A 15,566-nucleotide genomic window follows, 5' to 3' on the forward strand; every position below is an offset into this window, starting at 1 on the left:
GAGGACGAGATCATGGAAGCTCGATTCAACCTGTTCGAGAACGAGATCGCCGCCAAGTTCACCAAGCGGTTCGCCAACACGAGCCTGGTGATCGAGCAGTCGCCGCTGCCCAAGTCGACCCAGGAACTGGTGTCCTTGCGGGCCAGCCAGATCAACGGCTGCGGCTGGTGCATCGACTACCACACCAAGGAGATGGCGGCGGCCGGCGAGACCTCGGTCCGGCTGATGCTGGTGGCCGCGTGGCGCGAGTCCACCGTGTTCACCGAGGCCGAGCAGGCCGCGCTGGCCTTCGCCGAGGAGGGCACCAGGATGGCGGACGCCCAGCTGGGCGTCTCCGACGAGACCTGGGACCAGGTGCGCAAGCACTACGACGACGACCAGATCGCCGCGCTGGTGTGCCTGGTCGCGCTGATCAACGCGGCCAACCGGCTCGCCGTGATCGTGCACCAGAAGGGCGGTTCGTACGAGGTCGGCATGTTCAGTGCCTCGCGCTGAAGGAGCGGGGCGTACGCCGCCGGTCGACCCGGTGTGTCGAGTCGACCGGCGGCGCCGCCCGCGGGGAACTCCTCGGTCAGCCGGTCGCGAGGGTGAAGACGTGCAGGTCCGTGTTCTGCGGGAGCTGCACGCTCGCGATCGTCTTGCCGTCCGGTGCGGCGAAGGCCTTGGTGGCGAAGACGTACGTCGCCACCGGGTCCTTGTCCGCTCCGGCCACGTTGCGGTACGCGGCCTTGGCGACGACCACGTTGCCGTACTGGACGGTGCCGCCGCCTCCGCCGACGGTCCAGTCGGTGAAGGACAGGTCGACCGTGCCGGTGCTGCCGTCGGTGTAGGTGACCGTGGCGCTGGTCCGCTGGTTGCCGTTGACCGCGCTGCCGACGAAGGACAACTTGTTTGCCGGCTGGTCGAGTTGGACGGTCTGTCCGGCCGCGTAGGCGTTGTCGGGACGGGCGGCGGGCGAGTTGGGCCAGGTGAAGGTCAGGCCGTCGACCGTGCCCTGTCCGCCCGCGGTGAGACCGGCGGCGGCGAGGGCCTGGCGGGAGTAGCTCCAGCCGCCCCCGTCGTAGTCGGCCTCGTCGTGCTCGCCCACGTCGTCCGAGACGCCGGTGTTGTTGTAGGCGGCGAGCAGGGTGCCGGGGGCCGCCACCGTGAGGGCGACCGGCTGCACATAGGAGTCGTCGCCGGAGGTCACCGTGACCTTGGCCTCGAAGAAGCCCTGCTTGACGTCCTTCGCCGCGGACAGGGTGATCTTCTGCGAGCCGTCGGTCACCGTGCCCTCGGCCGGGCTTGCCGAGATCCCGTCCGGGGTCTCGACCTTGAAGCGCACCTCGGGTCCGGTGCCGCCGCTCACGGCCAGCGCGCGGATGTCCACCTCGGCGCTCTCACCGGGAGCGATCGTCGCCGCGGTCGGGCCGACGCCGATCTGGTACGGCTGCTCACCGTCGCGGAAGGACGGCGGGGCCTGGGAGGTCCCCCAGTCACGGTTCGGGGTGGAGGAGAGGGTGTAGTCGAGCCGGCCGCCGTCCCGGACGAAGGACGCCGGGAGCCAAGAACGGTCACTGGAGCGGCCGTTGACCTTGAGCGACTGGATGTACGGCGCGTCGGCCGCCGCACCCGTCGCGCGGATCGAGATGTCGTTGCCCTGCGGCCGGTCGATCTCGACGCGCGGGAACAGCGGTGAGGCCAGGACGAGTTCGGCACGCGAGGGCACCTGCGGGTACATGCCGAGCGCGGAGAAGACGTACCAGGACGACATGGCGCCGAGGTCGTCGTTGCCGGGGATGCCGTTGGTCTTGGTGGACCACAGCTGGGTCATCGCGGCGCGGACGGTCTCCTGCGTCTTGTAGGGCGCGCCCGCGTAGTCGTACAGGTAGGGCACGTTGATCGAGGGTTCGTTGTCCAGCTCGGACTTGGCGCCGCCGCTGCCGGTGAACGCCCAGCTGCCGTCGTCCTCGTGGAAGAAGGTGTCTAGGCGCTTGAGGGCCTCGTCCTTGCCGCCCATGGCCGCGAACAGCCCGGCCGGGTTGTGCTGGACCATCCAGGTGTACTGGGCCGCCGTGCCCTCGACGAAGCCGTTGCCGGTGGCCGGGGTGAAGCCGGTGACCCAACTGCCGTCCGCCTTGCGGTTGGCGATGTAGCCGCCGGTCGGGTCGGCCGCGATGTTGAAGTTGTTCTGCCACCACTGGGAGCGCTTGGCGAAGGTGGCCGCCGTGTCCTTCTTCCCCGCCGCCGCGGCGAGTTGGGAGAGCGAGAAGTCGGCGGTGGACATCTCCAGCGTCTCGGCCGCGCCGCCCCAGGCGTTGGAGACCGAGGGCATGTAGTGCAGGTCCAAGTACTTGTCGAGGGAGGGCCGTTGGCCCACCGAGAGGACCGGCTTACCCGACGAGGACAGGTCCTGCGGGGTCGGCACGGTCGCCGCCTTCACCAGCGAGTTCAGCGCGCCGCGCAGGTCGAAGTCCGTGCCGCCGAAGGCGCGGATGCCGGCCAGGGCGGTCGGCGAGGGGTCGCCGTTCATGACGTGCGTGCCGCTCGCGCCGTGCAGCCAGCGGTCCCAGATCCCGCCGTTCTGCTGGGCGAGTTCGTACAGCGACTGCGCGATGTCCGAGCCGGTGCGCGGACTGAGCAGGGTGAGCAGCTGCACCTGGTCGCGGTAGACGTCCCAGCCGGAGAAGGTGCCGTACTGGGCCTCGTGGCCCCGGGAGACCCGGTGCACCTCGCCGTCGCTGCCACGGTATCTGCGGTCGGCGTCGCTGATCACGTTCGGGTGGATGAGGGCGTGGTAGAGCGCGGTGTAGAAGGTGGTGCGCTCGTCGTCGGTGCCGCCGCCGACCCGGATCGCGTCGAGGCGGTCCCGCCAGGCGCGCTGGGCGGCCCTCTGCACCGCGTCGAAGGAGCGGCGCGGCGGGTTCTCCTCGGCCAGGTTGGCGGTGGCGCCGGCCTGACTGACGTAGGAGATGCCGACCTTGGCGTTGACCGGCCCGTCGCCCGGCTCGAACTCGACGTAGCCGCCCGCGCCCTTGCCCGCGACCGGACGGCCGCCGTTGGAGAAGCCGCCGGTGCCGCCGCTCGCCGAGGTCGAACCCGGCGTCAGCTTGTCGTCCTGCCAGGTGCCGGTGGTCTTGAAGTCACGGTCGAACTTCGCCGTGAAGTAGAGCGTGTAGTAGGCCCGTTGGCCCTCCGGGTCCAGGTACCCGCAGAAGTCGCCGGAGGTGACCGAGCCGGAGACCGTGCGCGTCTCGGGGTCGATGGTGACCGTCGAATCGGTCGAGCCCACCTCGGAGTTGGCGGTACGGATCAGCAGCGAGGCCGCCTTGCCTGCGGGGTAGGTGAACTGCGCCGAGCCCGTGCGGGCGGTCGCCGTCAGGTCGGCGGTGACCCCGGAGGCGAGGCCGACCTTGTAGTGGCCGGGCTCGGCGGTCTCGTCGGCATGGCTGAAGTCGGAGGCGTAGACGGCGTCCTTGGTGTCGCTCGCCGGGGAGGACGTGACCTCACCGGCGTACGGGAAGAACGGGATGTCGCCGCTGCCGCCCGCACAGCCGGTGCCGGACATGTGGGTGAGGCTGAAACCGCGGATGCGGGTGGCGTCGTACTGGTAACCACCCGGCGCGGCGGTGCTGGTGGCGTTGCCTCTGGTGTTCTCCGGGCTCCAGGAGAGCATGCCGAAGGGCACCACGGCGCCGGGGAAGACGTTGCCGCCGTTCGTGGTGCCGATGAGCGGATCGACGTACGCGGTCGGGTCGTCGACGAGCTGGGGCGGCGCGGCGGTTGCCGCGAGGGCAGGGGTGGCTCCGCCGATCGCCAGGGCGGCGGCCAACAGCAGGGACGTAGGACGGAAACGCATGACGCGGCCCCTCCTCCTTCGGACGGGTCGCGCACCACAGGTCGCACAAGCCGCAGGGACAGTAACGTGCGCCACCCGTACCACGGAAGAGCGCCTGGGAAGCGGACGGCCCACGTGCGAGCCACCCGTACGGACCACTTACGGCCACTTCCGCAACTGTCTTGACATCGTTGTCGGTTGGAGGAGTACAGTCATGTACACACCACTAGACAACGTTGTCGCACCTACAGCGTCGCCACAAGCCGCGCCACCTGCTCAGCCTGCTTCCCCTTCTCGACCCGCTTCCCTTCTCAGCCCGATGCCCGTTCTCGGCCTTCTCCCTCAGTGCCCGGTCAGGTCGGGCACAGGGGGCTCTCACCCCGCCCGGTATCGCTCCCCCATTGGTACCGGTCGGCTCGCGGACCCCGGTGGTACACCGACCACCACCGGGGTCCGCCCAGAGCTGTTCGTGCCGGCCCGGCCGCCTCAGCCGACCTGACAGGGCAGAGTCGTCGCCGTGTCACCTCCGCCGCCGGAGACGACGTAGCCGAAGGTGGTGCTCTGTCCCGGACTCAACGAGCCGTTCCAGTCGGCGTTGTGGACCATCACGTCCTGTCCCGTGTACGTGGGACTGCCGTTCCACAGGCTCTCGACCTTCTGCCCGCCGGGCAGCGTCCAGTCGACCATCCAGCCCAGCATCGGGACGTCTCCAGTGTTGGTGACGGTCACCTCGGACTGGTAGCCGCCGTTCCAACTCCCGGTCGTACGACGGGTGGCCGCGCATTCACCCGGTACCGGATCGGTCGGGTTGCCCGGGTCGTGGATGCCGGTGACCTCACCGTTGCCGCCGTCGAAGACGACGTCCGAGCAGGAGTAGAAGGTCTCCGCGCTGTCCGAGCGCTGCCACACCATGTAGACGATGTGCCGCCCCGACTTGTTCGCCGGAAGCTGCCCGGACCAGGAGTAGTTGGCCTCGACCGTGCCCGGGGTGCCGTTGAGCGGCGGGTGGTCGACGGTGAGGAAGGGCGTGGCCTCCATGTCGTTCCAGGTGAGGGTCCGCGTCGGGTCGAAGCCGTCCTTGGTGATGTAGACGTAGAACCAACCCGGGTGCGCGGCCCAGGCGTTGTAGGAGAAGTCGACGGTCGCGCCGGAGGTCAGATGGGTCAACGGCCAGTCGTCGCGCGGGAGGTTGAAGCCGGTGAAGTTGGAGTTGCCGCCGCTGCACAGCTCACCGTCGGGCACGAATCCGCGGGTGCGCCCCGCACCGTCGGAGCGCAGCACGGAGAACCAGTTGTAGAACGGCGTGGTGCCGCTGACCTGTTGGGCCGCCTTGCACGCCGGATTGACCGGCTTGATCTCCCCGGTGTCGGTCAGACCGTCCTGCCAGCACAGGAACGTACGGCTGGCGGGCTTCATGGGGGTGCCGTGGGCCTGCGCCGGACCGCCGGCCGCCATGACCAGGGCGAGGGCCGGGAGGGTGGCGAGGACGGAGACGAGGACGAGGAGAAGGGCCCGGGTACGGGTGGAGAGGCTGCGGATGCGGGTGCGGGTCCAGGTGGAGAGGGTTAATCGACGTGACGCCGTGTCCATTCTTGTCAGGATCATGACAGTCGGTTTCCTTCGGGTACGGCCAGGTGGATGCGTCCGTGCGGAGAGGGTGGGGTGGACGACGCCCACTGGACGGCGGGTTCCGGTCCGCCGACATGGGAGCGCTCCCACCCCACCTATGGGGAAGCTAGCGCGAAGTGGGGCGGCTGTAAACGCCGAGCGGTCCCGCCACAGTGGCCCCACAGACTTGACTCATTCTTGGCCAAGCGCGCTATGTGGTGACTGGAGTTCGGTCATGTTCACTTGTCGCGTCCGGGGGGTTGATTCTTGACGCTTTCTGAGGCAAGTGAGCGTTGCGACGGAGGAACAGCTCATGGGAAGACACATCCGCGGTGCACTGGCCGCCTGCGTGGGAGCGCTGCTGCTCACCACGGGAATCACCGCGACCGGCAGCCAGCCCGCGCAGGCCTCTGACAACGGTGTCGGGCTCAAACCCGTGCTGGGGTGGAGCAGTTGGAGCTTCGTCCGCCGCGATCCGACCGCACGGACCATCGAGGCGCAGGCCAAGGCGCTCAAGACCAGCGGCCTCGCGAAGAATGGTTTCGTCTACGCGAACATCGACGACTTCTGGTACCAGTGCCCGGGCAGTCAGGGACCGGACGTCGACCAGTACGGCCGCTGGGTCACCGACCCCGTCAGGTTCCCGCCGCGCGGTGGTGAGAACGGCATCCAGGTCGTGGCCGACTATGTCCACTCCCTGGGGCTGAAGTTCGGCCTGTACGTCACGCCCGGCATCTCCCAGCAGGCGGTCGCCAAGAACACCGGGATCAAGGGAACGCCGTACCACGCACGGGACATCGCCACCACGGCGACGGAGAGCAACTACAACTGCGGCGGCATGGTGGGCATCGACTACACCAAGCCCGGCGCGCAGACGTTCGTGGACTCGTGGGCCGGTCAGTTCGCCGGCTGGGGCATCGACTACCTCAAGATCGACGGTGTCGGCACACCCGACCAACAGGACGTCCAGGCCTGGTCGGACGCGCTGCGGAAGACGGGTCGGCCGATCCATCTGGAGCTGTCCAACAACCTGGACATCAACAACGCGGCCCTCTGGAAGAAGCTCTCCAACGGCTGGCGCACCGGCGGCGACATCGAGTGCTACTGCGGTCCGGACGGCAGCAGTTACCCCCTGACCACCTGGGCCTCCATCGCCTCGCGCTTCGACCAGGTCGCCAAGTGGGCCGGGTACGGCGGTCCCGGCGGGTACAACGACTACGACTCGCTGGAGATCGGGAACGGCGCGAACAACGGCCTCACCCCGGACGAACGCAGGACCCAGATGAGCCTGTGGTCGCTGGCCGCCTCCCCGCTCATCCTCGGCACCGACCTGACCCATCTCGACCCCGCCGACCTCGCGCTGCTGAAGAACACCGACGTGCTCGCGGTCGACCAGGACGGCATCGACGCCAAGCGGATCTCCTCGGACGCGAACGCGCAGGTGTTCGCCAAGACCGAGCCCGACGGCGATGCGATCGTCGGGCTGTTCAACACCGGGTCGGCGCCCCGGGAAGTCGCCACGACCGCGTCCGCGCTGGGTCTGGCCAAGGCGCGCGACTACTCCCTGCGGGATCTGTGGAGCAAGCGGCTGACCGAGTCCACGGGCCGGATCGCCGCCAATGTGCCGCCGCACGGCGTGGTCCTGTACCGGGTCCACGGCACCCACCGCACGGTGTCCGGTGCGGCGCCGGACGTCTCCTTCGGTCTCGACTGGGCCCCCGCGTCGAGCGACAGCACCACGCGTACGGTGACCGCGGTCCTGTCCGACAACGGGTCGCGGCCGATCACCGACGCCGCCCTGACCCTCACCGGGCCGGCCGGCACGAAGATCACCACGCGTGACGTGACCCGGGCCCGGACGGTCCGTGGCGGTCACGCTCTGAAGGCCACCTACTCCGTGTCCATCCCGCCCTCCTCGAAGCTCTTCGCCGCCAACGACTTCCAGGGGAGAGCGAGTTACCGCTTCCGGTCGGACGGGAAGACCCGGCTCGCCGCCGGAGACACGATCACCGTCAACCACCAAGTGACGGCCCCGTACAAGACGTTCGCCTCCACCACGGCGAGCTTCAGCCGGTCCGGCACCCAACTCGGCATCCGGGCGCAGGGCGCCGACCTCTACAACGGCACCAACGAGTACGGCACGATCTATCTGCCCGGCGCCGAACGCGACGGTTCCGTGACCACGGTGAAGCTCGACTCGCAGTCCGACACGGACGTCTGGGCCAAGGCCGGGATCATGGTCCGCAACGACATCACCCAACCCGACGCGTCCCCGGGCTACTTGGCCCTGGTCGCGACCCCGGGCAACGGCTATCTGCTCGACTGGGACAGCGACGGCGACGGAAAGCTGGACTCGCAGGACTCCACCGGTACCGCCACCTACCCCTCGTGGCTGAAGCTCGTCCGCACCGGCACCTCGTACAGCGGCTACTACTCGACCGACAACACCACCTGGAACCTGGTGGGCACCATCGACGTCCCCACCGCCGCGGCCACCCAGGACGTCGGCCTCACCCAGACCTCGCACGCCTCCGGCACCACCGGCGAGGCCGACTTCGACTCCTTCACGACCACTCCCTAGCGGTCCGGGCCGGCAGTCCCGCACGGACTCCGCCGGCGCGACCTTCGACGACGGCGTCCGCCCGGCGTACGGTGCTCTCCCGCACCGGCGCCGGGCGGGTGCGCACCTGCGGTTCGGCGGGCGGGAGTCGGTCCGCCGGGAGGTCGATCGTGAACTCCGTGCGGCCCGGCACGCTGGTCACGTCGATCCGGCCGCCGTGCGCGCCCACGATGGCCGCCGCGATGGCGAGTCCGAGTCCCGCGCCGCCCGCGGACCCGGACGCCCGGGCCCGTGACGAGTCGGCGCGGGTGAAGCGCTCGAAGGCCCTGGGCAGCAACTCGGCCGGAATTCCCGGCCCGTTGTCCCGTACGCGGATCACGCAGCGCTCCCCCACCACGTCCACCTCGGCCACCACCGCCGTGCCCACCGGCGTGTGCACACGCGCGTTGGCCAGCAGGTTGGCCACCACCTGGTGCAGCCGTGCCTCGTCGCCGACGACCAGGGCGGGCGCCTCCAGGGGCAGCGACAACTGCCAGTCGTGGCCGTCGCCCGCCGCCCGCGCGTCCCACACCGCTTCGGCGACGACGGCCGCGAGGTCGACCTCGGCCGTGTGCAGGGGCCGTCCCTCGTCGAGCCGGGCGAGCAGGAGCAGATCCTCGACCAGGCCGGTCATCCGCGCCGACTCCGCCGACACCCGGCGCCAGGCCAGCACCGGCTCGATCCGGTCGGTGCCGCGGTTCATCAGCTCCGCGTAGCCCGCGATGGAGGCGAGTGGAGTCCGCAGTTCATGGCTGGCGTCGGCCAGGAAGCGCCGCATGCGCTCCTCGCTGCGCCGCATCTCCTCCTCGCCGCGCTGCCGTTCGGCGAGCGAGGACTCGACGTGTTCGATCATCCGGTTGAGCGCGGCGCCGACCTGGCCTGCCTCGCTGCCGGGGTCGGTGTCCCGGGCGGGGACGCGGGTGAGGCCGGTGACCTCGCCGCGGTCCAGCGGGGCCCGGGAGACCTCGACGGCGGTGGCGGCGACCCGGCCCAGGGGCCGCAGTTGACGTCGTATGACCACCGCGCAGACCACCCCTGCGGCGCCGAGCCCGACGGCGGCGACGACCGACTCGACCACCATCAGTTTGGTGATCATGTCCTGTACGTCGCCCATCGGGAGTCCGGCCAGGACGCGGACGCCGTCGTCGTCCAGGACGGTGAGCCGGTAGGTGCCGAGGCCGGGCACGGTACGGGTGTGCTCGGCGCCGTCGGCCGTGAGGCCTTCGAGGGCGGCGCGCTGGTCGTCGCCGAGCGCCTGCGGGGCGGCGTCCTGGCTGACGACCGCGGCGGCGAGGACGGCGCCGTCGTCGTCGAGCCGGGCGGCGAGCATCCCGGCGGGGTGGCCGCTCTCGTGGAGGAAGGTGAGGTCCCGGTCGAGCTCGGGGTGGAGCGAGGCGCCGCCCAGGCTGCGGTCGGCGGCGTCGCTGACGCGCTGGTCCAAGTTGCCGAGCAGATAGGCGCGTTGGGCGTAGACGGTGGTGACCGCCATCGCGGCGCACACGACGACGAGGACCGCGCCGATGAACAGGAGCAGACGGGTCCGCAGGGAGCGTCCGCCGAAGAGAGGCAGACGGGTCCGCAGGGTGCGCCCGCGCGGTCGCGCGGTCATCTCCCTTCCTCCACGGGCCTGATGGTGTATCCCGTGCCGCGCACGGTGTGGATCATCGGCGCGCGGCCCTTGTCGATCTTGCGGCGCAGGCTGGAGATGTAGACCTCGACGAGGTTGCCGCCGCCGTCGAAGGAGCTGCTCCACACGTGGTCGAGGATCTGGGCCTTGCTCAGCACCTGGCGGGGATGGTTCAGCAACAGGCGGAGCAGGTCGAACTCCTTTGCGGTGAGCTGGAGTTGCTGTCCCGCGCGGTGCACCTCGCGGGTCTCCCCGGTCAGCACGAGGTCGCCGAGGACGCGTACGGAGTCGTCGGCCGCGCTGTGCTCGGTGCCGGCCCGGCGCAGCAGTCCGCGCAGCCGCAGCACGACCTCCTCCAGGGAGAAGGGCTTGGTCACGTAGTCGTCGGCGCCGCTGTCGAGTCCGTCGAGACGGTGCTCCACGGTGTCGCGGGCGGTGAGCATGAGCACGGGCAGCTTCGGGTTCTCGTATCGCAGGCGGCGCAGCACCTGGATGCCGTCGAGGTCGGGCAGCATCCCGTCCAGCACGACGGCGTGCGGGGCGCAGCCGCGGGCGATCCTGAGCGCGCTCTGTCCGTCGCCGGCCGGATAGGGCCGCCAGCCCGCCTCGGTGACGGCCACGGACAGCACTTCGGTGAGCGCGGGTTCGTCGTCGACGATGAGAACGCGGACCCGTCCGCTTCGGGTACCGGAGATGCCAGCCATGTCCTGATCCTGTCCCGGTTGGCTGAGGGAATGCTGTGTTCCGACTGAGCCGCAGCCGTGCAAAACGGACGGCCGACAGGTGGGCGGACCTGCGGAGTCCGGTTGTGGACCGGGGTGCGGACCGGGGCGGGCGGCCGCTCGTGACCGCTCGCCCTTGGCCGGTTTCGCGCCAACTCCGTTGGCCGAAGGGGGCATTGGCACGCTCCGGCCACTCGATTCCCTTGAGCGGCCCGCGGCCGGACGCCCACTGTGATCCGTGGCTTCCGCTTACCGGGCGGAGGCGTTCCGCGTTCAGGGGAGGACGTCCACCCATGCGAAGACTCCACGCCCTGTGGGCCGTGGCAGGAGCGGCCGGACTGCTCGCGGGGGCGATCACGCCCGCGACAGCCGCCCTGGGATCCCAGGTCACCACACCCGCCCACGGATCCCGGGCCACCGCACCCACCGCACCCACCCCATCCGCCGCGCCCGCCGCGTCCCGCACGGGCCCGAGCACCACCCCACCGCAGACCGTCACCCTCATCACCGGCGACACCGTGACCCTCACCGTCGGACCGGACGGCAAGAACGCCGTCGACGTACGGCGCGGCAAGGGCCGCGAGGCCGCCACCTTCCTGTCCAGCGAGAAGAACGGCGAGATCAGTGTCCTGCCGGCGGACGCCGTCCCGCTGATCAAGGCGGGCCGCCTCGACCCGGCCCTGTTCAACGTCACCCAGCTGGTCGAGCAGGGATACACGGACGCGAGGACGGGCTCCACCCCGGTCATCGCGACGTACAGCAAGGGCACCGACACCCCCGAGGGCACGCGCCGGACGCTGGCGCTGCCCGGGATCGACGGCGCCGCGCTCAGCGCGAAGAAGTCCCCGGCCTTCTGGTCGGACATCGCCCCGCCGCTCGGCACGGCGCCCACCGCGAAGGCCGCGAAGCGGCTCGGTGACGGCATCGACAAGATCTGGCTGGACGCCGAGGTGCAGGCGTCCCTCGACGTGAGCGTGCCGCAGATCGGCGCGCCCGAGGTGTGGAAGGCGGGCTACGACGGCACCGGCGTCGAGGTCGCGGTCCTGGACACGGGCGTGGACACCGGGCACCCGGACCTGACCGGGAAGATCGCCGGCTCGGAGAGCTTCGTACCGGACGAGACGATCCAGGACGGCTTCGGCCACGGCACCCATGTGGCGTCCACGATCGTCGGCTCGGGCGCGGCCTCGGGCGGCCGGTACAAGGGCGTGGCGCCGGGCGCGCGGCTGCTGGTCGGCAAGGTGCTCGACAACACGGGCAGCGGTCAGGCCTCCTGGATCATCGCGGGCATGGAGTGGGCGGCGCACTCCGGCGCGAAGATCGTCTCGATGTCCTTGGGCGGCACGGCGTACGGTCCCTCCGACGTGCTCAGTGAGACCGTCGACCAACTGTCCGCGTCCACCGGCACGTTGTTCGTGATCGCGGCCGGAAACGCGGGCCCGGGCGAGCAGACCCTGGGCACCCCGGGCATCGCCGACTCGGCGCTGACGGTGGGCGCGGTCGACAAGTCGGACCAGTTGGCCTCGTTCTCCAGCCGTGGTCCGCGCCTCGGCGACTCCGCGGTCAAGCCGGAGATCACCGCGCCGGGCGTGAACATCACCGCGGCCCGCGCCGCCGGCACCACCATGGGTACGCCGGTCGACGACAACTACACGACGGCGAGCGGCACTTCGATGGCCACCCCGCATGTCGCGGGCGCGGCGGCGTTGGTGGTGCAGGCCCATCCGGACTGGACCGGCGAGCAGATCAAGGAGGCGCTGGCCAGCACCGCGAAGACGAACGCCGACGACTCCGTGTTCGAGCAGGGCGACGGCCGGGTCGACGCCGTACGTGCGGTCGAGCAGGGCGTCTTCGCGACCTCGGCGCTGAGCTTCGGCAGGTTCGAGGACGGCGACAACGGTGTCGTCGGCAAGGACATCACGTACACCAACACCACCGACAGTCCGGTGGAGTTGAAGCTCTCGTCGTCACTGCCCTACCTCGCTCTGAGCTCCGGTTCGGTGACCCTGCCCGCGAGGGGCAGCACGACCGTCTCCGTCGGCGTCGACCCGGCGCGGGAGACCGAGGGCCGGTACACGGGTCATGTCACGGCGACCGCCGACGGCGGCGTCCAGGTCACCACGGCCGTCGGCTTCGAGAAGGCGCCGAAGACGTACGACCTCAAGGTCTCGCTCGTGGATCGCGAGGGCAACCCGTCGACCGGGGCCTCGCTCTTCACACTCCAGGAGCTGAACGGCGCCTACCCCGACGACTACGGCTTCCTCGGCACCGGCTGGACCTGGCAGGTGCCGGCCGGCACCTACTCCATCGCGACCTGGATCCCGGACCGGGACGCGGGCGGTCTGGCGGTGGGCACCTCGGTCGTCGGCGACCCGGAGATCAAGGTCGACGGCGACACCGCCGTGGTCCTCGACGCCCGCAAGGCGGTGGAGATCAGACCGAGGACGAAGGAGGACTCCGAGTTCCAGGGCTTCAGCACCAGTTGGCACCGGGAGGGGCCGGGCAGCGCCTGGGGACTCACCTACAGCCAGGGCTTCTGGACCGACCACGTCTATGTGGCGCCGACCCGGCCGGTCACCGTGGGCACCCTGAACTTCTACGCCAAGTTCCGGCTGTACGCCAAGGAGTTGACGGCGAGCGTCACCGGCCCGGAGAAGACCGCGCTGCCCTCGCTCTACTACTCCCAGACGTACGACGACTTCCCGTTGAAGATCAGCGGTGACCACACGGTGCGGGCGGTGGACGCCGGCGGCGGTACCGCGGCCGACTTCGCCGGGCTCGACGTCAAGGGCAAGGTGGCGGTGGTCGGCGTCGTCGCCACCGAGCGGGCACAGAGCGCCCTGGACAACGCGACCAAGGCCGGGGCGGGTTACCTCATCGTCTACCGCAAGACGCCCGGTTTCTGGATCGAGGCCGTGGACCGGGCGACCACCGTCCCGCTGATGATCGCCACCGGCGAGGAGGGCGCCAGGCTGGCCGCCCTGCTGAAGACCGGCAAGAAGGTCACGCTGAAGCTGAGCGGCACACCGGTCAGTCCCTACGTCTACAACCTGCTCGCCGCACAGAGCGGCACCATCACGGCGAACCAGAAATACCGCCTCGACAAGTCCAACACCGTGAAGCGGAAAGCCCGTTACTACGGCGCCACGGCCGGCGAGACGGGCGCGGACACCCTGTACACCTTCCGCCCCTGGCAGCTCTTCGGCGTCGAGACCAGCGTGGACACCCAGCTGGGCACGGAACGCGACGAGTACTACTACGTCGACCCGGACACCCGCACCTGGCATGTCGTCTACCCGAACTGGCAGGCGCGCCGCGGCCAGTGGAGTCCGTTGCGCACCTTCACCGAGCCGGGCACCGAGCCCACCGAGAACTGGCTGCGCCAGGTCGTCCGGCCGGGCAGCAGCGAGGAGTACGGCCTCTCCGTGCGCGACGGTGACGAACTCACCTTCTCGGTACCGGAGTTGAGCGACTCCACGCCGGGCCACTACGGATATGTCGACGGCGTCGACACCACCGCGCAGGGCAGGCTCTACGCGGACGGGCAGTTCGTCGGCGACTCGACGCTGGGCGGGTACGGCGTCTTCGACGTCCCGGCGGCGAAGGCCTCGTACCGCTTCGATCTGGACGTGCAGCGCAAGGCGGCCTGGGCGAAGTACTCCACGAGCACGCACACCGAGTGGACCTTCGCCTCGGCGCACACCGGCACCGGGACGGCCCTGCCCCTGCTCACCGTCGGCATCGCTCCGAAGGGCCTCGACCTCCTCAACCGGGCCGACGCCAAGCGGGAGTTGACGGTCGGACTGCCGGTCGCGAACCAGTCGGGGAGCGTCCGGACGAGCGGTCTGAAGGCCTGGGTCTCCTACGACGACGGCGCGTCCTGGAAGGCGGTGAGCGTCAAGAAGGGTGAGGCACGGTTCAGGCCCGCGAAGGGCGCCGCGTCCGTGTCGCTGCGCGTGCGGGCCGTCGACCGGGACGGCAACGCGGTCGACCAGACCGTACTGCGGGCCTTCGGCCTGAAGTGAGCGCGAAGTCGAGCCCGAGGTCGAGCCCGAAGTGATCCCGAAGTGAGCGGACGGGCCGAGCCACGGTAAGGATTCTTAACAAAGAACCCCTACCGTGGCGAGCCATGGTGAACACGGCACAAGATCATGCACGACGGACCCCTGCCGCGAGCCCTTGGGCCGCGGTGGGGGTCTCCGCGTCCGACGAGTTGGTGTACCGGTCGATCCTCCATCAGCCGGACGCGGGCGCGGTCGGCTGGGCGCTGCTGAGCGGGGCGACCCCGGCCGGGCTGCGCGAGGCCTGCAACCGGCTGCTCGCGCTGGGGCTGCTCCAACCGCCGGACTCCATGGGCGGGTTACGGGCGGTCGACCCGCGGGTGGCGATCCGCGCGCTGATCCGGCGGCGCGAGACGGAGTCCGAACTGGTCGCCGCCACCGCCGAGGAGATGGCGACCGCGTACGAGGCGGGCCTGCTGCGCGAGGAGCCGTCCCGGCTGATCGAGGTCGCCTCCGGCGAGGGCGCCATCGCGGCCCGCCTGGAGGAGATGTACGCCCGCGCGGAGCACGAGGTGTGTCTCTTCGACACCCCGCCCTATCTCGCCCCGCCCGCACCGCAGGTGGACCTTCAGGCCGATCTCCTCAAGCGCGGGATCGTCTCGCGCGGCATCTACGCGGCGACCGCCCTGGAGGATCCGAACGCCCTGTCCCGCGCCTGGAACATGGTCGAACTCGGCGAGCAGGCACGGGTGTTGCCGTCCGTGCCGCTCAAACTGCTGGTGGTCGACGGGCGTCGGGCCCTGCTCCCGCTGACCTCGTCGGCGGCGGGCGGCTACTGCGCCGTCGTCGTATGGCACTCGGCGGTGACCGAAGCCCTGCAGAAGCTCTTCGAGCTGGCCTGGCAGCAGGCGACTCCGCTCGGCCGGCCCGCCGGGAACGCCGAACTCTCCGAGGACGAGCAGGCGTTGACGCGGCTGCTGGCGGCGGGCCTGAAGGACGAGGCGGTCGCCCGTCATCTGGGGATCAGTCTGCGCACGCTGCGGCGGCGGGTGAGCGACCTCCAGGAACGGCTCGGGGCGGCCAGCCGCTTCCAGCTCGGACTGCGGGCGGCCCAGCGGGGCTGGCTGTAGCACAACGGCGAAGGGCCGCACCCCCGTCGCCGGGGATGCGGCCCTCAACCGCCGTACCGGAG

Annotated in this window: 8 protein-coding genes; 4 read left to right on the forward strand and 4 right to left on the reverse strand. The window is 70.4% G+C overall.

The genetic code is table 11. The annotated features are described in order from the left end of the window. Positions 1-12 precede the first annotated feature (12 nt). Entirely contained in the window at positions 13-495 is a 483-nt protein-coding gene (locus tag ACIP6U_RS24985; RefSeq protein ID WP_401721739.1) for a carboxymuconolactone decarboxylase family protein, read from the forward strand. Between the two features lie 76 nt (positions 496-571). On the opposite strand, the gene ACIP6U_RS24990 is transcribed toward ACIP6U_RS24985, so the two are convergent. Further along, positions 572-3,838, reverse strand: a complete 3,267-nt coding sequence (locus ACIP6U_RS24990; protein ID WP_401721742.1) for a GH92 family glycosyl hydrolase — start codon at positions 3,836-3,838, stop codon at positions 572-574. A gap of 465 nt (positions 3,839-4,303) precedes the next feature. After that, complete coding sequence (locus ACIP6U_RS24995; RefSeq protein WP_401722348.1) at positions 4,304-5,407, reverse strand: lytic polysaccharide monooxygenase; 1,104 nt, start codon at positions 5,405-5,407, stop codon at positions 4,304-4,306. A 331-nt stretch (positions 5,408-5,738) separates the two neighbouring features. Between ACIP6U_RS24995 and ACIP6U_RS25000 the strand changes: the two genes are divergently transcribed. After that, positions 5,739-8,006, forward strand: a complete 2,268-nt coding sequence (locus ACIP6U_RS25000) for an NEW3 domain-containing protein (RefSeq protein ID WP_401721744.1) — start codon at positions 5,739-5,741, stop codon at positions 8,004-8,006. Here the strand turns inward: ACIP6U_RS25000 and ACIP6U_RS25005 are convergent. Next, the gene (locus ACIP6U_RS25005) at positions 7,990-9,633 is read right to left on the reverse strand and encodes a sensor histidine kinase (RefSeq protein WP_401721747.1); all 1,644 of its coding nucleotides are present in this window, start codon (positions 9,631-9,633) and stop codon (positions 7,990-7,992) included. The genes ACIP6U_RS25000 and ACIP6U_RS25005 overlap by 17 nt on opposite strands. Continuing rightward, positions 9,630-10,355 (reverse strand): response regulator transcription factor, encoded by a 726-nt coding sequence (locus ACIP6U_RS25010; RefSeq protein WP_401721750.1) that lies wholly within the window; start codon positions 10,353-10,355, stop codon positions 9,630-9,632. The genes ACIP6U_RS25005 and ACIP6U_RS25010 overlap by 4 nt, the downstream gene beginning before the upstream one ends. A gap of 311 nt (positions 10,356-10,666) precedes the next feature. On the opposite strand from ACIP6U_RS25010, the gene ACIP6U_RS25015 reads away from it, so the two are divergent. Together ACIP6U_RS25015 and ACIP6U_RS25020 are read left to right on the forward strand one after the other, a co-directional pair. Then, complete coding sequence (locus ACIP6U_RS25015; RefSeq protein WP_401721753.1) at positions 10,667-14,398, forward strand: S8 family serine peptidase; 3,732 nt, start codon at positions 10,667-10,669, stop codon at positions 14,396-14,398. A 104-nt stretch (positions 14,399-14,502) separates the two neighbouring features. Next, positions 14,503-15,504, forward strand: coding sequence for a LuxR C-terminal-related transcriptional regulator (locus ACIP6U_RS25020; protein ID WP_401721756.1), 1,002 nt, complete (start codon positions 14,503-14,505; stop codon positions 15,502-15,504). Positions 15,505-15,566: the final 62 nt, after the last annotated feature.

The organism is Streptomyces sp. NPDC088794 (genome assembly GCF_044750545.1).
Lineage (GTDB): Bacteria > Actinomycetota > Actinomycetes > Streptomycetales > Streptomycetaceae > Streptomyces.